At 54.2% G+C, this 18,546-nt stretch carries 21 protein-coding genes and 1 riboswitch; of the genes, 15 read left to right on the plus strand and 6 right to left on the minus strand.

The window, feature by feature from the left end; translation table 11 throughout:
- The first annotated feature begins 168 nt into the window (after nt 1–168).
- Genes AC3WQH_RS02955 through AC3WQH_RS02965 form a run of 3 tightly spaced genes read left to right on the plus strand, consistent with a single transcriptional unit; the run spans nt 169 to nt 3,887 of the window.
- Nucleotides 169–870: an ABC transporter ATP-binding protein gene (locus AC3WQH_RS02955; RefSeq protein ID WP_005832820.1), complete on the plus strand. Its 702-nt coding sequence runs from the start codon at nt 169–171 to the stop codon at nt 868–870.
- Nucleotides 871–895: 25 nt separating this feature from the next.
- Entirely contained in the window at nt 896–2,347 is a 1,452-nt protein-coding gene (locus AC3WQH_RS02960) for an ABC transporter permease (protein ID WP_005832818.1), read from the plus strand.
- Between the two features lie 19 nt (nt 2,348–2,366).
- On the plus strand, nt 2,367–3,887 hold the full coding sequence (locus tag AC3WQH_RS02965; protein ID WP_005832817.1) for an HlyD family secretion protein: 1,521 nt from the start codon (nt 2,367–2,369) through the stop codon (nt 3,885–3,887).
- Nucleotides 3,888–3,971: 84 nt separating this feature from the next.
- Here AC3WQH_RS02965 and AC3WQH_RS02970 read toward each other — a convergent pair whose 3' ends face one another.
- Complete coding sequence (locus AC3WQH_RS02970; RefSeq protein ID WP_290426262.1) at nt 3,972–4,649, minus strand: hypothetical protein; 678 nt, start codon at nt 4,647–4,649, stop codon at nt 3,972–3,974.
- Nucleotides 4,646–5,446 (minus strand): class I SAM-dependent methyltransferase, encoded by an 801-nt coding sequence (locus AC3WQH_RS02975; RefSeq protein WP_007784112.1) that lies wholly within the window; start codon nt 5,444–5,446, stop codon nt 4,646–4,648. Before AC3WQH_RS02975 ends, AC3WQH_RS02970 begins: the two co-directional genes overlap by 4 nt.
- Before the next feature lie 299 nt (nt 5,447–5,745).
- On the opposite strand from AC3WQH_RS02975, the gene AC3WQH_RS02980 reads away from it, so the two are divergent.
- From AC3WQH_RS02980 to AC3WQH_RS02990, 3 genes are read left to right on the plus strand one after another with little or no spacing between them, the layout of a single operon-like run.
- Nucleotides 5,746–7,686 (plus strand): hypothetical protein, encoded by a 1,941-nt coding sequence (locus AC3WQH_RS02980; RefSeq protein ID WP_310669838.1) that lies wholly within the window; start codon nt 5,746–5,748, stop codon nt 7,684–7,686.
- A gap of 58 nt (nt 7,687–7,744) precedes the next feature.
- Nucleotides 7,745–7,939: a hypothetical protein gene (locus AC3WQH_RS02985; RefSeq protein ID WP_005832807.1), complete on the plus strand. Its 195-nt coding sequence runs from the start codon at nt 7,745–7,747 to the stop codon at nt 7,937–7,939.
- A 29-nt stretch (nt 7,940–7,968) separates the two neighbouring features.
- Nucleotides 7,969–8,787: an EcsC family protein gene (locus AC3WQH_RS02990; protein WP_005832805.1), complete on the plus strand. Its 819-nt coding sequence runs from the start codon at nt 7,969–7,971 to the stop codon at nt 8,785–8,787.
- Here the strand turns inward: AC3WQH_RS02990 and AC3WQH_RS02995 are convergent, their stop codons facing one another.
- Nucleotides 8,788–9,333, minus strand: coding sequence for a GNAT family N-acetyltransferase (locus AC3WQH_RS02995; protein ID WP_310669839.1), 546 nt, complete (start codon nt 9,331–9,333; stop codon nt 8,788–8,790).
- A 102-nt stretch (nt 9,334–9,435) separates the two neighbouring features.
- Nucleotides 9,436–9,879: a flavodoxin gene (locus AC3WQH_RS03000; protein WP_005832801.1), complete on the minus strand. Its 444-nt coding sequence runs from the start codon at nt 9,877–9,879 to the stop codon at nt 9,436–9,438.
- Between the two features lie 155 nt (nt 9,880–10,034).
- A riboswitch (Lysine riboswitch) is annotated at nt 10,035–10,224 on the plus strand.
- Nucleotides 10,225–10,341: 117 nt separating this feature from the next.
- Here AC3WQH_RS03000 and dapD point away from each other — a divergent pair.
- The 5 genes from dapD to AC3WQH_RS03025 all read left to right on the plus strand — a co-directional run bounded on the left by dapD (nt 10,342) and on the right by AC3WQH_RS03025 (nt 14,783).
- Nucleotides 10,342–11,052 carry a 2,3,4,5-tetrahydropyridine-2,6-dicarboxylate N-acetyltransferase gene (dapD, locus tag AC3WQH_RS03005; RefSeq protein ID WP_005832798.1) on the plus strand — a complete coding sequence of 237 codons (711 nt, stop codon included), beginning with the start codon at nt 10,342–10,344 and terminating at the stop codon, nt 11,050–11,052.
- Nucleotides 11,053–11,066: 14 nt separating this feature from the next.
- A complete protein-coding gene (locus tag AC3WQH_RS03010) occupies nt 11,067–12,281 on the plus strand; it encodes an aspartate aminotransferase family protein (protein WP_007784118.1) in 1,215 nt (404 codons plus the stop codon).
- A gap of 3 nt (nt 12,282–12,284) precedes the next feature.
- A complete protein-coding gene (locus tag AC3WQH_RS03015; RefSeq protein WP_025846348.1) occupies nt 12,285–13,418 on the plus strand; it encodes an N-acetyldiaminopimelate deacetylase in 1,134 nt (377 codons plus the stop codon).
- A gap of 292 nt (nt 13,419–13,710) precedes the next feature.
- Nucleotides 13,711–14,307, plus strand: coding sequence for a hypothetical protein (locus AC3WQH_RS03020; protein ID WP_005832793.1), 597 nt, complete (start codon nt 13,711–13,713; stop codon nt 14,305–14,307).
- Between the two features lie 113 nt (nt 14,308–14,420).
- Nucleotides 14,421–14,783 (plus strand): DUF4912 domain-containing protein, encoded by a 363-nt coding sequence (locus tag AC3WQH_RS03025; protein ID WP_007784123.1) that lies wholly within the window; start codon nt 14,421–14,423, stop codon nt 14,781–14,783.
- 150 nt (nt 14,784–14,933) lie between these two features.
- Here the strand turns inward: AC3WQH_RS03025 and AC3WQH_RS03030 are convergent, their stop codons facing one another.
- Nucleotides 14,934–15,572 (minus strand): glycoside hydrolase family 73 protein, encoded by a 639-nt coding sequence (locus AC3WQH_RS03030; RefSeq protein WP_005832790.1) that lies wholly within the window; start codon nt 15,570–15,572, stop codon nt 14,934–14,936.
- Nucleotides 15,573–15,795: 223 nt separating this feature from the next.
- Nucleotides 15,796–16,224, minus strand: coding sequence for a DUF1885 family protein (locus tag AC3WQH_RS03035; RefSeq protein WP_005832788.1), 429 nt, complete (start codon nt 16,222–16,224; stop codon nt 15,796–15,798).
- A gap of 178 nt (nt 16,225–16,402) precedes the next feature.
- Here AC3WQH_RS03035 and AC3WQH_RS03040 point away from each other — a divergent pair, with 178 nt between their 5' ends.
- From AC3WQH_RS03040 to AC3WQH_RS03055, 4 genes are all read left to right on the plus strand, one after another.
- Nucleotides 16,403–16,927, plus strand: a complete 525-nt coding sequence (locus tag AC3WQH_RS03040; RefSeq protein ID WP_005832786.1) for a MarR family winged helix-turn-helix transcriptional regulator — start codon at nt 16,403–16,405, stop codon at nt 16,925–16,927.
- A gap of 104 nt (nt 16,928–17,031) precedes the next feature.
- Complete coding sequence (locus AC3WQH_RS03045; protein ID WP_005832784.1) at nt 17,032–17,331, plus strand: DUF3055 domain-containing protein; 300 nt, start codon at nt 17,032–17,034, stop codon at nt 17,329–17,331.
- Between the two features lie 137 nt (nt 17,332–17,468).
- A complete protein-coding gene (locus tag AC3WQH_RS03050) occupies nt 17,469–18,272 on the plus strand; it encodes an alpha/beta hydrolase (protein WP_005832783.1) in 804 nt (267 codons plus the stop codon).
- 137 nt (nt 18,273–18,409) lie between these two features.
- Complete coding sequence (locus AC3WQH_RS03055; RefSeq protein WP_005832781.1) at nt 18,410–18,535, plus strand: GapA-binding peptide SR1P; 126 nt, start codon at nt 18,410–18,412, stop codon at nt 18,533–18,535.
- The last annotated feature ends 11 nt before the right edge of the window (nt 18,536–18,546 follow it).

Here is an 18,546-nt window from a genome sequence, read left to right on the forward strand (position 1 = left end):
ACTCATATTGTAGTACGTATTTGGCAGCAGTTGGTTACGCGTTTGTTACATGATTTTGAAAAAGCTGTTGCATTTGTGTGAAGGCGAAATAGTTTTTGTCAAGTCCGTTACGTTTTTCGACTTTTTACGTCTTTAGTATGAGAAAAGAACGAATGAGGTGCTGTAAAGATGGCCAACACAACGGGAGAGCTGACAGTAACCGGAGTCAATCACAGCTACGGAACGGGGAAGATCAAGGTTCCGGTGCTGTTTGATATCAACCTGCACGTCAACCGGGGCGAGTTTGTCGCCTTGTGCGGTTCGTCCGGTTCAGGGAAGTCGACGCTGCTGAATTTGCTCGCTGGTCTGACCAAGCCGGAGGAAGGCAGCGTGATGGTGAGCGGCGAGGAAATCTCCAAGTTTAACGAAAATGAATTGTGCCTGTTTCGCCGCAAGCACATGGGCTTCATTTTCCAGTCGTACAACCTTTTGCCTAACTTGACGGCGCTGGAAAACGTGGAGCTGCCGTTGATCTTCGCGGGCGAAAGCGTCAAGAAGCGGCGGGCGAAAGCAAAAGAGATTTTGCATCGGGTCGGACTGGAAGGACGGATCGACCACCGGCCGAACGAGCTTAGCGGTGGGCAGCAGCAGCGCGTCAGTATTGCGCGGGCGCTCGTCAACCAGCCAGGCATCATTTTGGCTGACGAACCGACGGGGAACCTGGACTCGAAGACCGAACAGGAAATTCTCCATCTCATGAGAGAAATGAACAGGGAAAATGGGACTACGTTCATCATCGTTACCCATGAACAGGAAGTAGCAGAGCAGTCCGACCGCGTCATTTATTTGCAGGACGGCCGGGTTGTACAAAAAAGGACAAGGCCAGCGTAGGCGAGGGGTATGAGGTGAACATATTGTGAAGGTAATGGATTCGTTTCGCATCGTCTGGAGAAACTTGTGGCGGATGAAGCTGCGGACCGCCCTGACATCGGTCGGTGTCATGATCGGCACGGCTGCCATCGTCGCGATGATGGCGCTGAGCTTGGGGCTGAAGGAAAACGCAGTGAAAAGCCTGGAAAACTTCGGGAACTTGACAGAGATGGACGTCGAACCGATGTACTACGACCAGGAAAAGGGCGAGATGATCCCGGACGATCAACGCAAGCGGCTGAATATGGAAGCTGTTCAGGAGCTGAAAAAAATACCGGGCATCGCAGCCGTCATGCCTGTCAAGCGGCTGAATGAGCAGGCGAAGCTGAAGGTAGGCAGGCGCGAAGGCTACGTCGAGCTGGTCGGGGTCGACGTGAATGAGTCGGCCGCCTACCGCAAGAACGATGTAGAAAAAGGGACGTATTTGACAGGTTCTCCCCAGGAGGTCGTCGTCGCTTTTGACGTTCCGCGGGCAATGCGCGATGTGGAAAAAGAAAAGCGGGAGGCGCGCAGGCGCAACGCCGACAACGGCAGACAGTCGGGCATGTCCGCAATGCCTCCCGATATGGGCGGCGGCGGAGAGTCGGCAGCCTTCAACATCGTCGACAAAGCGGCAACACTCATTTTGACGCGGGAATACCGCATCGACGACGAACCGAAATTCGAGAAAAAAGAATTGCGGGTGCGCGTCGTCGGCCAGCTTCAAAAATCGGAAAACTTTCGCTACTCCACAGCGGTCTACGTCCCGCTTGGCGTCGTGAAAGAGCTGAACGATTGGGTGAACCGCGGACGCAGCGACGAAGGCAGCGAAGGCTCGTCGCGCCGTACGCGGGAGCAGGCGACAAAAGACACGTTTGAATTTGACCAGATGACCGTCAAGGTAGAATCGCGGGAGCAGGTAGAGAGCGTCGTCAAGGCGTTGAAGGAAAAAGGCTATGAAGTGTGGTCGCCAGCGCGCGAACTGGAGACGATCAACCAGTTTTTCTTCGTGATCCAGATGGTGCTGGGCGGCATTGCAGCGATCTCCTTGCTCGTTGCCACAATCGGAATCGTCAATACGATGATTATGTCCATTTTGGAGCGAACAAAAGAAATTGGCATTATGAAAGTAATCGGAGCAACCGTATTTAACATTCGCTGGCTGTTTTTGATGGAGTCAGGCTTCATTGGACTGATCGGCGGCCTGGCCGGGCTTGGCATGGCCTGGGGCGCGGTAGAGCTAGTGAACTACTTCGGCGCATCCGGCGGCATTATGGACAGTTTGAACATGGGGTATGGCGGCGGACCGGAAGGCGAACAGAGCAAATTGGCAGTGATTCCGGCCTGGCTGGCGTTGTTTGCCATCGGCTTCTCCTTTATCATCGGGCTGCTCGCGGGCATTTTCCCGGCGATTCGGGCTTCCCGTCTAAGTGCACTTCAAGCGATTCGATCAGAATAAGAAATGTGGGGAACGAAAGATGAACAAGAAAAAATGGATCATACTAGCAGCGATTGTGGTCGTTTTGGGAGGGGGCGGCTACGGTGGCTATGCGTACTACCAGTCGAAAAACACGGCTGCAGAGGAACCGCCTGCCGAACCGCCTTCCTTCCCGACGGCTACAGTAGATGTGGGGGAAGTAAAGAAGACGATTTTCTCTTCCGGTACCATCGAAGCAAAGGCGCGCGAGGAAGTCAGACCGGAGATCAGCGGCAAGGTGCAGAAGCTGTTTGTCAAGGAAGGACAAGCCGTGAAAAAAGGCGACGTGTTGTTTACGGTAGACAGCGTGGACGCCCAACTGGAATTGCAAAAGCAGGAGTTGGCGATCATCCGTGCGCAAAAAGAGCTGAACGAGCTGAAGAACAAAAAAGACAAGATTGTGGCCGACAAAACGGGGAAAGTCAAGGAAGTGCTCGTGAAGGAAGGCGAAACAGTTACCCCCGACACCGTCGTGGCGAAGCTGACCAATACCGACTATTTGAAAATTACAGGGAAGTTCACCGCATACGAAGCCGAGCATTTCCGCGTAGGGCAGCAGGTGAAAGTGTTTATCAGCTCGTCGCTTTACTACGTGGACGGAGTCGTGACGAAGGTAGACCATATCGGTCAAAAGGAAAAAGGAGTCGGCGGCGTTCACGATGTTGACGTCTTGGTCAAAAAACCGGGTGCCCTCTACGTGGGCGATCTGGGCGAGGTGCAGTACACCGATCCAAAAGGCTTGCTGTTCGCCAGCCAAAAAGCGACGCCGTTTGAATTGCCGGATGAGATGGAGATCGTGGCAGGGACGCACGGCAAGATTGGCAAAGTAGAAGTGGAGAAAGACGACGAGATCAAGGCAGGGCAGCTTTTGTTCAAAATGGACCTGACCGAATCCGAGCTGGAAATGAAGGACAAGGAGCTTTCCTTGAAAGAAGCGCTTTTGAATATGGAACAGAAAAAGCGGGAAATCGCCAAAAAGCAAGTGGAAGCGCCAATCAGCGGGGTCATTACGAAGCTGAACGTCAAGGAAGGGGAAGCGCCTGGCTCCGAGCCGGTTGCGGTCATCATGGACACGAGCTCTGTCTACTTCGTCGCGGCTGTGGACGAGATGGACATTCCAGCGATCAAGCTTGGGCAAAGCGTCGATGTGTACTTGACGGCATTCGGCAACAAGCCGTTCAAAGGCAAAGTCACCGAGCTGCCGAAAGAGGGGACAAAAGAGGACAAGTCGGTTCGCTTCGCGGTCAAGGTCGAACTGAGCGACACGGCTGATATGAAGCACGGCATGACAGGGGATTGCGATATTTACGTGGAGCAAAAGGAAAACGTGAAACGACTGCCTTTGAACGCCGTGGAAGTGTTGGAAGCAGGGCTTGGCACGGTGATGGTAAAAGACCCGGCCAGTGGCGAGCCGACGCCAAAAGAAATTGAGATTGGCGTGGAAGGAACCGACTTTATTGAAGTGGTAAAAGGATTGAATGAGGGAGACGAAGTTTTGCTGACGAATCCGGAAGGCATGTAAACTTTGCAGCGTAGACGCCCAGCCAGATAAAGCCAACAGCCCTGCGTATCCGTCCCGGGACGAAGCGTGAGGGCTGTTGGCTTTTTACGCGTGCTTTTCGGACAAGGCAAGCGTTTGGACGAGTTGCGATGTCAAGCTGTGCAACGGATAGGCGACAAACCTGCCTGTCTCGCGGGCAAACCGCTCGGCTGCCGGAGCCATGGAAAGTTGGGCTACGGACAGCGGAACGCCGTGCAGCGTCTGATCGAGGTCGTGCAACGCTGCTGTGAGTTTGGCCAAATAGGCTTCCTGTCTGTTTTCCATGAGCAGGGTAAAAGCGTCCTCGACTACGAGCAGCTCGATTGCCGGAACGGCTCCTGCGGTCTGCGCCTGCTTCCGTATCCGGCTCATCGTCGGTTCGACGGTCGCGGGATTGCTGAATACGAGCAAGTGCCTTTCGGTCGTGCGGGACAACTCCTGGATGAAGGGGCCGTCGATCGTGAAGACAGGCGCGGCACATGCCGCTTCAGCTTCGGCTGTGAGATAGGAGGCGTACTGGGTGCAAGTGATGACGATGGCGTCAACGGAACCGTCGTCCATCCCTTTCAACTGTTGGCGAAGCCTGGCGTAAGCCTGTTCTGTAGCCGAGGCGGCAGGGCCGTCGCCTGGCAAAAGCAGATCGGCATCGACGAAGTGAACCAGCTCGACATCGTACATAGCGAAGGCAGCGGACAAGAGCGCGATATTGCTCGGATGGGCGTGCAGGCAAGCTATTTTCTTCACGGGCGCTCTCCGGCGTTTGGTGATGCGTTCGTAGCTTCCTTGTAGGCGATGATGCGGATGCGCTTGTAGTCCACGACCCAGTTGCCGTCTTGGAACAGCGTCGGACGGACCAGCTCTGTCACTTCCTCGCAGACGGCTTCGATCTCCTGCGCGGACAGCCCGGTGAAAAAGGGGCTGCAAAAGGAATCGAGCCAATGTCGAAGCCCCCGATCCCCGTCAGGCAGCGTCGTCGGCCTGTCGAAATGCGAAGCGAGCGTCACGCGAAAGCCTTGCTCCTCAAGCAGCGTCGTGTACTCGCCGACAGCGGGAAAATACCACGGAGAGCGTTCGTCTGCCGAAAGATTCCGACGGCTCAAGGCGATGCGCAGCGCCTGGACGACGTGCTCACAATTGCCTTTTCCGCCGAACTCGGCAACGAACCGTCCGCCGGGCGCGAGCGCATGCCAGACAGTGCGAATCACCTCGCGCGGCTTTTTCATCCAGTGCAGCGCAGCGTTGGAAAAGACAGCGTCATACGTTTCCGCGGATTGGTAAGCGTGGGCGTCCGCGACGAAAAAGGCGACTTGCGGGTATTTTTGTCTGGCTGCTGCAATCATGCTGGCCGAAAAGTCAATGCCCGTTACGTTTGCGCCTGCTTGCGCCAACTGTGCGCTCAAATCCCCTGTTCCGCAGCCCAGATCGAGAATGCGCTCTCCCGGCAGCGGCGACAGCCACTCTACAACTCCTTTGCCATAAGCAGAAACAAAATTCATCTTGTCGTCGTACAGCTTCGCGTTCCATTGATTCGTAGTACTCACCTGGCTCACCCCTTTGTTCTTGTTTTACCAGCTTGCGTGGTATAAATCAATCCTATAAAAGTTATGAACTAAATAGGAATTGCCTATATCGAATCCCGACGAAATATTTTCAAGCTACACAGGAGATTGCGCTCTTTTTGTCGAAGAAAGACGAGTGGCAACACGAGCAATGAAAGAAAGGTAGAGGACATTTCGTGAAAAAATGGGTTGTAAAAGCACTTCTTGTGTGTCTGGCAACCGGCACTTTCTTGTCGGGCGTATCGGCTCCGCCAGCCATGGGAGCAGGGGCTACAGCATCGATGAAAAAAAACAGCCAAGTATCCAAGCCCGTTTCGCAGCCTGTTCACAATATGATTATCTTCAACGACTATCAGGTAGCAGGCCAGGACTCCGGCGGATGGAACTGGGTGAAAAACGACGAGTTTATCCTCCCGCCTGAAACCGCTCTTGATATCGATCTGCTGCAAACGACATATGGGAGCGGCACGAATCTCAATCGAAGCGAAGTGTTGCTCGATGGAGTGGAGCTGCCGGAATACCAGGTCGAGCAGCAGTCCTCGCAAAGCACGTTCCGCTGGCAGGTGCCCCGCTTCTCGATTCCTGCCGCCAAATTGTCTCCCGGACCGCACATCCTCACGTTCGTTGTAACCGATGCCAAGGGGCAAAAAAGCACCGTGCACGTGCGCTTTCAAGTAGAGGCGCAAAACTACCCGAGCATCTTCGAAGGGGAGAAGCCGGAAGGCGCAGCGATTCCATCGGGTAGCCAGACCGCGATTTTTGGCATGATGGGCTCGACCAGCTTTGCCAGTACGGTTCCGGGAACGTGGAAGCTGATTAACAAAACGACAAATGCGGAGCTCCGATCCGTGCCGGCCAAAATCTTCGCGACAGGCACGCTGCCGACTGGCAATTACGATCTGGTGTTTACGCCCGATGACAGCAGCCTGAGCGCCTGGATGACGCACATTCGGATCGGAATGGCAGAGCTGTACATGGGAACGGATGCGAACGGCCAAAAGCTCGCCCAAGGACAGCAAGTGACTGCTCCGGCGGCGCCAGGCGTCGTGCAACTGTATTCGCCGGTTGCCGGTCGCTGGTCGGTGAACGGAACAGGCCAAACTTTGACCGACTCCCAGCACTTCGAGGTCGTGATTCCGGAAATGATGGCGGGAATGACCATGTCCGTCACCTTTGAGCCGAATCAGGCCGCCAACACCGACGATCTGTGGGGAGGCTCGACAACGGAAGTGAAAATTCAGGTGCCCGGTGCGCCGAACTCCTGCGATTCTGCCAGCGCTACAGCGACGATGGATGTGCTGATGCAGCAAAATGCGCAGTCTTCGTTGATGGTAGAGCGGGAAAACTTGTACTCGTCCGATGTCACCGTGAAGCTCTACCAAAATCCGGTGCACGTCATCTGGCTGGCGACGGCTGCCGAGCACGTGGAGCAGGGCAGTGAAGCTTCGGATGACGAGGGGCCGGGCTTTTGGGCAGTCGATAACGTCGTCGTGGATGAATCCAAGCTGAACTGGGACCATACCGCTTTGCTGCTGTCCAGCTTTAAGCCGGGCCGCTACAAGGTCAACTATTACAGCAAGCGCGAACCGCGTCAGTCGTGGTGCGGCTACATTCAGGTCGTAGAGGACACCCGTCCGATCCCGTCCGCCCCTGTTTGCGCCAAAAATGAAGCAGGACTGGCACCCTCACCAGGGCCGATTCTTTTGAAAAACAGTCGCGGCAACGAATATCGCGATGGGCAAACCGTCAGAGTCAGCTCGGCGGCGGAACTGGACAGCTTGAGCGAGCTTCGGCTGACGTCTACGTATGCGAAGCGGATCGGGAACAAAAAGCTGAAAGACGGAAGCGGCAAGGACATGATCACCTACTACATGCCGAATCTCGTCTGGACGTACGGCGAAACGCCAATCGGCACCCGCCAGGAGTACATCGGAGCAACCATTTCCTCGGCAAACGCGATTCAGGTGTTCTATGAAGGAAAAGAGATTGCAAGCCTGAAGCCGAACACGGACGAGGAATACGTGGACGAGGGCGATGAATCGCTCGATTTGAAAGCGATCATCGCAGACAACGAGAACAAGCCTGGCGTCTACACAGTTAAAGTAACGAACACATTCCGCAATAAAACTTGCTCGGTCGTGCAAAAATACAAGAAATACGACAAAGAGCTGGGTGAATCGGAACGAAATCAAACGATGACCTTAACCGTAGAGGTCAAATAAACAGATGACCCCCTTGCATGTGGCAAGGGGGTTTTTGCAAAGGTGGGGGGCAAGCAAGATGACGGATGAACAGATTGCGATTCTGCAAGCGTTCGGCTTTTGCGTCGAAAACGGACAAGTGAAACATTTGAAGCTGGGAATCGTAACAGACAGTGAGGAATTTGCGCGTTTTTCCCAGGCAGAGGAGCTGCGGGCGCATATCAAATCGCTGCTTCGCAACCAATGCCAATGGAAGCGCGGCAAAGAAACATAGAAGCAATGATCCGGGAGGGATTGCGGCAGATGGAGTCGAGACAGGTTTTGCAGCAGGCATTGGAAGAGGTGGAGGCATGGGAGCGCGACCAGAACGATTTGTGGTTCTGGGAAAAGCTCGGCAGGCTTCCGTTCGTTTTTCTCGATAAAATGACGCCGAATTTCGTCCGGGAAAAGCTGGGGACAGCCGTGGACGAGATGGCCGCGTTTCTGGAAACAGGGGGAACGTATCTCGTTCAGGATACGGCGATTTACAGCAAGTTCGCTCCCCGCTTGGAAAGGGATGGCGCGGGCATTCCGCAGACCGCAGAAGTCGCAGGGGCACCGCTCGTCCTCATGGATGAGATTGCCCGCGAGCTGAAAGAATCGCGCGCGACCTTTGCCACGGTACAGGGCGCAACGACAGGCATCGGCGGCATTTTTACGCTGGCGATTGATATTCCGTTGCTGCTCGGCACGTCGCTGAAAGTGCTGCAAGAAATGGCGCTATGCTACGGCTATCGCCCGGAGGACAAGCGGGAGCGGCTGTTCGTGGTCAAATGCCTGCAGTTCGCTTCTTCCGATATCGTCGGCAAAAAGGCGATACTGGCTGAGCTGTCGCGCTTTGACGAGCCTGCTGCGCAAAAAGACGTCATGGCGCAATTGCAGGGCTGGCGGGAAGTCGTGGTGACGTACACGGAAAATTTTGGCTGGAAAAAGCTGTTTCAGATGGTGCCGATTGCAGGCATCCTGTTTGGGGCGTACTTGAATCGCTCAACCGTCCAGGATGTCGCCGAAGCGGGGCGAATGCTGTACCGCAAGCGGCGAATCCTGGAGCGATTGCGCGTGGAGCAAAACAAAGAGGAATGATTAGCTCCAGTCCTCTGCCGTGATCGCAAATAGGAGGTGATCTTCCCACACGCCGTTGATTTGCAAATAGCGCAAGGACAACCCTTCGTGGCGAAAGCCGTTTTTCTCCAACACGCGGATGGAGGGAGTATTGCGGGGCATGACAGCGGCCTCTACCCGGTGCAGCCCGGCTTCCTGGAAGGCGTACGCGAGCGCAAGCCGTACGGCCGCAGTGGTGTAGCCTTTGCCGTTGCAGGCTTCATCCATGAAGTAGCCGATGGTCGCGTTTTGCCAGGCGCCGCGCACGACGTTTGACAGAGCGACGCGGCCGATCATTTCGTCCGTGTCGCGCAAAAACACGCCAAAGGCGAAGGCGGTCCCTGCTGCAAAGTCTTGCTCCGCTTGCGCAATTTGCGACTCTTGACCGCTCAGCGTCAGGAAGGCGGCGGAGCGGAGCGGCTCGAACGGTTGCAGGAAGGCATGATTACGCAGCCGAAGCTTCAGAAGCTCGGCTGCGTCATTTGCTTGCAGTGGTCGCAAGTAGACCGTATGCGTATGTAACGTCATGATATCAATCCTCCTTCTTGAGAAAAGATGGATCGACATTTTATCATGACAGCGCTTGCTTGAAAAGGATTTTTTTGGACAACTTCTTTTCCGGCGCTAGTCTTAGCCGAGCAGCTCGGAGAAGGAAACGCCAAACTGTTTGCAAATCTCTACTTCTTTTGCGTTAGGAGACAGCTCGATTTTCAGACCTTCGAGTGGAGTTTCCGCTCCGCGCTCGCTCGCTTTTTTCAGCAAAATATCTACAGCAGCGCCCACATGCTCGTAAGCGGAGTCGCAGGAACCGAAAGCCGCGACTTTTTTGCCGCTCAAATCAATATCGTCCATCTCTTCGTAAAAGTCCAGGCACTCGTCTGGCAGATCGCCGTCGCCCCATGTATAGGCACCGAGCAAAATGGCATCGTAGTCTTCCAGTTCCTTGGCAGTGGCATCCATGACTTCTTTTATCTCCAGGTCTTTTCCGGTGGAACGAATCCCTTCGGCAATTGCTTCAGCAACTTCCTGCGTGTTTCCTGTCATGCTTGCGTACACCATCAAAATGCGGCTCATAAGAAGTAAACCCTCCAAATAAGATAATGAAAATCATTCTCACACAAATAAAATAATGAAAATGATTCTCGTTGTCAACAGTTATTTTTCTTTCCATAAAGCTGTTGCCACAAGTGATTGATTTTGGTAGAGTAAAATGAAATTATAATATTGGAAGTCTAAATAGAGGTGCGCCGAAGATGAGTACATCTTTTCGTAATCTGCCAGGGGGCGGGAAGAGAGGGAAAGGCTAAAGCGCCGAAGCTGTTGCTGTTCCCCTCGGATAGCAGCGGCTGGGGTGATTCGTGAACAATGAGCATCCTGTCACAAAAGGCAATCGCCTGTTTGTGGAGCGCTATTTACGATTTGCTTGGGCAGTATGGAAAGCAATGAGATAGCGAATGCACTCATTGCTTTTTTTAGTCAGGGGAGCGGTTCGCTCTCGTTGACAGGCACGCTTTTTATTAAAAGGAGGATGTACCAGTGAACATGATGGATGCCAATGAAATTATCGCGTTTATTCAAAAAAGCGAGAAGAAAACACCAGTGAAACTATACGTGAAAGGCAATCTGGAGGGCATTGACTTCGGTGCCAGCTCCAAGACGTTCATTACAGGCACGACTGGCGTTGTGTTTGGCGAATGGAAAGAAATCGAGCCGGTTCTGGCTGCGAACGCGGACAAAATCGAAGACTACGTAGTAGAAAGCGACCGCCGCAATTCGGCGATTCCGTTGCTCGACACAAAAGGAATCCAGGCGCGCATCGAGCCAGGCGCGATTATCCGCGACCAGGTGACGATCGGCAACAACGCAGTCATCATGATGGGCGCTACGATCAACATCGGTGCTGTGATTGGCGAAGGCACGATGATCGACATGAACGTCGTCGTCGGCGGCCGCGGAACGATCGGGAAAAACTGCCATATCGGCGCTGGTTCTGTCATCGCAGGCGTCATCGAGCCGCCTTCCGCGCAGCCAGTCGTAGTGGAAGATGACGTCGTAATCGGTGCCAACGCCGTGGTTCTGGAAGGCGTGCGCGTAGGAAAAGGCGCGGTTGTGGCAGCGGGCGCGGTCGTCATTGAAGACGTGCCGCCATACGTTGTGGTGGCTGGTACACCAGCGCGCGTGATTAAACAGATCGACGACAAAACTCGCTCCAAGACGGAGATCAAGCAGGAGCTACGTCAACTGTAGGGGAGAGAGCTCACATGGACTGGCGTACGCTTGATGAACAATACATCGTCTCTTCCTACAAACGCTTGCCGATCGCGATCGAAAAAGGGGAAGGCAACTACCTGTACGACACAGCGGGCAAAAAGTATTTGGATTTGTTTACGGGGCTGGCCGTCAATGTGCTCGGCCACTCCCATCCGCGGATCGTCCAGGCGCTGCGCGAACAGGGCGAGCGCTTCCTGCACATTTCCAACGTATTTTTGAACCAGCCGGCAATCCGGTTGGCCCAGCGGCTGGTGGAGCAGACGATCCCGGGAAAAGTGTTTTTCACAAATTCCGGTGCGGAAGCGACCGAAGCCGCGATCAAAATGATCCACAAATGGACGAAGGCAGAAGGGGCCGGGCGCGAAGGGATTGTCGTGCTCCGCAACAGCTTTCACGGCAGAACATTGGGCGCGGTGCGGCTGACCAGACAGGCCCATGTGTATCAGGATTTTCCGCAGCCGGACTTTCCGGTGTACGAGCTAGACCCTGAGGATGCGGACGGCTTGCGGGCGATTTGCCGCGACGCGAAGCCGGCCGCTGTCCTGATGGAGCCTGTGCTCGGCTCTGGAGGGGTCGTGCCGCTGTCGGAGCCGTTTTTGCGCGAAGTGGCGGCGATTTGCCAGGAGGAAGGCATGCTGTTTGCCATGGACGAAATCCAGACAGGCATGGGACGCACTGGTAAGCTGTTTGCCTACCAGCACGCAGGCGTGACGCCGGATTTGATCTTGTTTGCCAAAGGCGTAGGCGGAGGGCTTCCGCTCGGTGGCGTGATTGCCGGAACGAAGCTGATGAACCAGTTCAAGCCGGGCGACCACGGGACGACCTTTGCGCCGTCGCCGCTTTCGGCGGCTCTCGGCAACGTGGTGCTGGATGAGCTGCTCGATCCTGCTTTTGCGGCAAGCGTGGACGAAGTGATCGCGTACTTGTGGGCGGGCCTCGAATCGCTGCGCGCGCGTCTCCCGGAACAGTTGCAGGCGCTCCGCGGCAAAGGCATGATGGTCGGCATCCCGCTCAGCGCCGCACCGGAAGAGGTCAGCCGTTTGCAGCAGGCATTGCTTGATCGCGGCATTCTCGTGGACGTGACGCAAAAGACAATCGTGCGTCTGCTGCCGCCGCTCACCTTGACCAAAGAAGACGTCGACCTTTTCCTGGACAGCTTTGCAGCGGAACTCGCTGTGCGGCACGGGGCCAAAGGGGAGGCGTAAACGATGGCGACATCGCTGTTTACCCAGATTCGGCGCGACCTGCACCAAATTCCGGAGCCGGGCTTTGCCGAGGTGAAGACGCAAAAGTATTTGCTCGATTACTTGGAGCGTCTCCCGCAGGAGCGCATGCAGATCAAGACGTGGCGCACCGGGATTTTGGTCCGGATCGCGGGGACGAATCCTAAGCGCACGATCGCCTGGCGCACGGACATGGACGGCTTGCCGATTGCAGAAGAGACGTCGTATCCGTTTCGCTCGCTGCACGAAGGCTACATGCACGCGTGCGGACACGACATGCACATGGCTATCGCGCTCGGGCTTGTGACGCATTTTGTGGAGCAGCCGATTGCAGATGACCTGCTGTTCCTGTTTCAGCCCGCAGAAGAGGGCCCAGGCGGCGCTCAGCCGATGATGGAGAGCGAGGAGTTTGCTTCCTGGCGGCCGGATTGCATCTTTGCGCTGCACATCGCGCCGGAGTATCCCGTCGGCTACATTGCCACCAAGCCGGGCATTTTGTTTGCCAACACGTCCGAGCTGTACATTGATTTGGTCGGAAAAGGCGGGCACGCAGCTTTTCCGCACAAAGCAAACGACATGGTGGTCGCAGGCAGCCATCTCATCACACAGCTCCAGACGATTGTGGCGCGCAACGTCGATCCGCTCGATTCCGCTGTCGTGACCATCGGCAAGCTTGAGGGCGGCACCAAGCAAAACATCATTGCGGAAAAGGCGCGGCTGGAAGGGACGATTCGCACGTTCTCGACAGAGTCCATGGCGCTGGTCAAAGCGCGGATTGAAGCGCTTGTCAAAGGCATCGAGGCGGGCTTCGACTGTACGGCGTCCATCGACTACGGAGTAGGGTATTGCCAAGTGTACAACGAGGAAAAGCTGACGACGGCCTTTATGGACTGGGTGCGCGAGCAGGGCGAAGACGTGACGCTGATTGCCTGCAAGGAAGCGATGACCGGAGAAGATTTTGGCTACTTCCTGCAGGAGATTCCGGGCTTTTTGTTCTGGCTGGGCGTCCATACTCCGTACGGGCTGCACCATTCCAAAATCGAGCCGAGCGAGGACGCGATCGAAGTCGCGATCCGCTTGGTCTCCCGATATTTTACGTGGCTGTCGGAACAAAATTAGCGCGAGACAGGCAGCAAAAAAAGAGCGGCGAAGCTGGCCGCTCTTTTTTGTATGCGAAAAAAGGTTTGGTGAGAGAATGGGGATGTCTTTTGTCAAGAGTCCTGCGTATTTTCTTTTCGAGATTGTGTATAAGTCTTTCTTCCTGGATGTCCCGCGCCTGTGGATTCTGTGGATACTGTTGAAAAAACTTGTCTTCGGACCACAACTATTTGCTGTCTTCCACGTATAAAATAGGGAGAAGCAATTCCGGAAAATCAAGCGCTGCCGCGCACACATACAGGAGGATTATGACATGAAAAAAGCATGGTTATCGGCCTTGTTGGCGCTGACTGTAGCGGGAGTTGGGAGTACCGCCGCTTTGGGAGAAGGTGCGTTGCGCGTTTTTTTAGGCACGGAAACGATTTCAAGCGATATGCCTGCTTCCAAGGCCGATTCGGTTGAGGCCTTGGTCAACAAGCTTGGCGGGTTTGTTGATTACGATTCGCGCACGGGCAAGCTGCAGGTAGTCAAGCCTAACGTAAACATCATCGTCATTGAAGGAATTCAGCAGACGCGCAATAAAAATATCGTCTTCAGCAACCCGGTCAAAGGCTACAGCGACAAAAACGTACCGCGCACTTTCAACGTATTCGTTGAGGTAGACGAAGCGCCTGTCGCCAAAGACTTGCGGATGCAGCTCGTCCTGATTGGACCGGACGGCAAGGAAGTGAGCAAAGGCAAAGAGTGGAAGTACTCCACGCAAAATGCGAACAGCTTCTACTTCTCCGAGCCGTTTGTATCGACAAAGCTGGAGGCGTATGGAAATTACAAGGTCCAGGTGCAGATGAAGTCCGAGAAGTTTAATTCCTACGTAGTCGTAGGCGAAAACACGTTTACGGTAGGACGATAAATTAAATGCTCCTGATACGTTCCCACTTGGCTAGGTCACATGGTATAATAGACTGAAAAAACCAATATACATGTTGAAAGCAAGTACATGAAAGAAAGGAACGATGGGAGCAAATGGAGACAAATCCCCCGCGATCGTCCACGGATGTAGAAGGCCCGAGTATCCACATCGCCTGGAAAGATGAGCATTCGATTCAGGCGGAGTGGAGTATGACGAAGGAGTTCGAGCAGGAAGTGGAGAAGAAATTTGCGATACCTTTTGCCGAGCTGCCGTTTGTCCTGCGCCTTTTTGACGTGACTGACCGCAAAGAGATCCGCAATGATGGCACAGACCTTTACACTGATTTTGATATCAACCATCGTTCTTCCGAATGGATTTTGTACGGAGTGACGCAAGGATTGGAATATTGCGTAGACCTGGGCATTCGGATGGTGGACGGAAGGTTCTATTCGCTGTCAAGATCTCAAATGATTTGAATCATCGTGCTCATTTGATCTGGCTTCCGGGCGAAAGCTCGCGCGAAGCTCTCTATGATGCAGTACCTGTTTTTTTCATAAGGAAAGAGCCCCGCTTAGCCCAGGTTCGCCTGTGCTGGAACGGGGCTTTTGTTTTCGCATACGATAACGTTATGGTGCTTCGCGCTGTTTGTCGAGCAGGCGCAGGGCGACAGCGAGGACGGCCCATACAGGCATCGGTTCGTCCAGCTTGCTGAGCCACTCTGGCGAGGTGATAAGCCCCTCGCGAAGCACGCGTTTGCCCAGATCAAGCTTCCAGGGCGGATACGGTGACGGCTCCTCTGGCGCGAACTGATCGTAGGCCGTCAGGTTGTACGTCTGGATCAGGCGGATCAGCTTGTCGGCGTATTGCGGGTCTGTGGCATAGCCGGCTTTTGACAGAGCCTGGGCAGCCTCCTGCGGTGTGGATGCCGTCAGCACGTTTTTGTAGGTAGGCTTGAGCAGAAACTGGGCGTGATCGTCAATCGATTGCTGATAGCTGTAGTACGCTTTGAACGTAGACTGGCGGGACACGGTCTGCCCATTCTCCACCTCCTTGCTTGTGATGGTGACGGAACCGGCCGGGCCTGTGCCTTTGATCCCGAACAAATTGTACGAGGAGCGGCCTGTAACTGGGTCTTGCGGGACTTTTTGCCCCCATCCCGATTCCAGGATGGCTTGCGCAATGGTGATCGAAGGGAAGATATGGTAATTGAGAAAAGTTTGCCTGGCGGAGCCTGCCACCAGCTCGATGAATGCTTTCGGTTCCATGCGGGCACCTCTCTTCATGGTGAGCATGCTGGTTTTTGCCGCTTTTTTGTGTCGCCCCCGATTCGGGACACAAAAAGGGCCATCCGTACCATTCTTATGCCGGAGCCAGCGAAAAAGCCCACTTGCGGAAGAAAGCCGAACGCGGAGGCAGCCAGTAAGCGACAGCGCGCATTTTGCCAAGCGGCCACAAAAAAACAGCCGACAACATCGGCTGCTTGCGTTCTTATGGTTTGCGCGGCTGAAAGTACTGGATGCGCTTGTTGAACAGATGGAGCTCCGCCTTGTAATCGCGGGCCAAGTAACGACAGTATTCGTTTGCTTTGTTCTTGTCGCCGTGCGTCGCTGATTCGGGCAGGGCAATCTGGATGTAGTGCTTCTCGGTGCCGTTTTCCTCTTTGCTGCCGACCCCTACGACGATGGACTTGTACATGCTCGGGTCTTTTCCTTTCAGGAGGAACCACGAGTCCTTGCCTTCCGGACGTTCTTCTATGGTATATGGAAAAGCGGCCTCTGCGTAGGACCAGCCGAGCTGCTCCCCTGTTTTCGAGGTCATGTCCATATATCGCGTAAACTTGGCTTTTACGTCGTCAATACTTGCGGATTGGGCAGTTGAGCCATTAACGAAATAGATGTAGGCCGATTGAAGTTTCACGATTGCACCCTCCTAGTACCGGGAATATCTGCGTTTAGTGTAGCATTGCTTCCACACTTTGGCAATGAGACAGTTGGGAAAGGAAAACAATTGCGCGTCTTTTCTGAAAAGTGTAAAATATAAATACTATTTATATAGTCGATAAGTGAACGATAAAGGATCATGGAGGAGTAAACCCATGCAGGAGGCCTCGATTAGACACGTATTTGAAGCATTGAACACGATGCGCGCCATTGACGTAGTGAACAAGGAAGACTGGGAGCGAGCAGCGAAGGAAGCCGAACTGGATTCCTCCGTGCAATTAAACATTCTCTGGATCATTTACTGTTATGAGGGGGTGCGCGTCACGCAAATTGCCGACTGGACTTTCTGGCACCCGTCGTCGATCGTCATCCACATCAAAAAGTTGATGGAGAAAGGAATGGTGACGATTGAAAAGTCTGAGCTGGACGGACGCGTCGTACACGTGTACCCGACCCAGCGAGGCAAGGAAGTTCTGGAGGCAAGCCGAAGAAAAGTGCCATCTATTTTCAGATTGACGTATGCGCTGGAGAAAATGGAGGAACGATACAGTACAGCAGTAGTCGAACTGTTCTTCGAATGCCTCTCCTTTGTGGCTCAATCGCTGCACGGAGCGGAGAAGGTAAGGTGGATTCAGGAGGGCGAGGAGCGGGTCATGAACCCCACTCATTTGATTAGTTAGGCGAAATGGGTGGCAAAAAGCGGATTTTCGCGTATAATGTTAAATACTCCGAATATTTTTGAAAATGTTGTCGGAGTGAAAATCAAGACGAGGAGGGATTGCTGATGGAGCACTACGACCACTTATACGACGTTTCGGAAAACGCCAATGTCCGTTTTCTCGGGTTTATCTCCGAAGGAACGAGACACGACTTCGGCATTGTATTCACGCACAAGTTTTATGGAAAGCCGTTGGTGATCTGTATGCAGACGGGGCAATCTACCCTTCTCAGTTCAGATGATGCGGTAAATCCAGGGTACCTGCAAAGGATTTTCCGACTGGACTCGGAAAGTGAAGCCAAGGCACTCGCTGAATTTTTCCAAGAATACTTGCCTCCCATCCCATTTGAAGAAAATCAGTATTAGCGGGCGAGCAGAAGTTTATCTTCTGCTCGTTTTTTACTGGTTCCCGAAGCTGCCAGACAGCCGGCAGCACGGAGCGCCCTGTTTACGAAGCGGGCTGCGACAGCATAAAATCGGGATAGGGAAGAGGAGGGACGTAGATGAGCGTACATAAATGGTCGGCAAGCGAGCCAAAAGGAGCGGTCGTGCTCGTGCACGGCACGGGAGAGCACCATGGCAGATACGAGCATGTCGCGGCGTTTTTGAATCAACAAGGATGGGACGTCTACGCGGAAGACTTGCCTGGCTGGGGACGCTCCCCGGGGATCAGGGGGCATGTTGATTCGTTTGACGATTATGTGCAGCGGGTGCGGGAGTGGACCGTGGCCGCCCTGGAAGACAGCGCAGGCAAACGGCCCGTTTTTTTGCTGGGCCACAGTCTGGGCGGACTGATCGCTACGCGCTTCGTGCAGCGGGAAAAAGCGGCACACGAGCTGGCGGGACTGGTTTTGACCTCCCCGTGCTTACAGCTAAAGCTGGAGGTGCCCGCCTGGAAGGCGCAGGCAGCGAGACTGCTGGACCGTTTTTGGCCGACGCTTGCGATTGCAAACGGGATTACGCCTGACATGGTTTCACGGGATGAGGCCGTGCAAGCCGCCTACAAAAACGATCCGCTCAATTATCCGAAAGTCAGCGTGCGCTGGTTTTTGGAACTGCACAAAGCGATGCAGGCGGCCTGGGAGGAGCGGGAACGGCTCACGGTGCCTGTGCTGGTGCTGCAGGCGGGCGACGACTCGCTGGTGGATGCAGACGCTGTGGGGCGCTTTACAGAGGGCATCCAGGGGCAGAAGACGTTTCGCCGCTTTCCGGGCTTGCGCCACGAGGTGCTGAACGAGCCGGAACGCGAGGACGTGCTCAGCCACATGGACAGATGGATGAAAGAGATCGCCCAAAACAAAATGTGACATACTAATCGACAAAAGTTGTGTGCAATTACCGTATTGACTCCAAATGGTGTGGCATATTAATATAAAAGCATGTTGAATTGAAGAATATGTGACATCACATTTCATTTGGAATCACAAATGCGGAGGGGACACAGATGGGAACTATCGTATGTCAGACTTGCGGGACCATCATCGAGCATTTTGAAAGCAACTCAGTGAAAACGCTTTATGGAGTATGCCATTGCGAGTGCAGACCGGAGCAAAGACAGGAAAAAGAATAGCGAAAAACCGT

It is taken from the genome of Brevibacillus sp. FW301-21C12A (genome assembly GCF_058788915.1).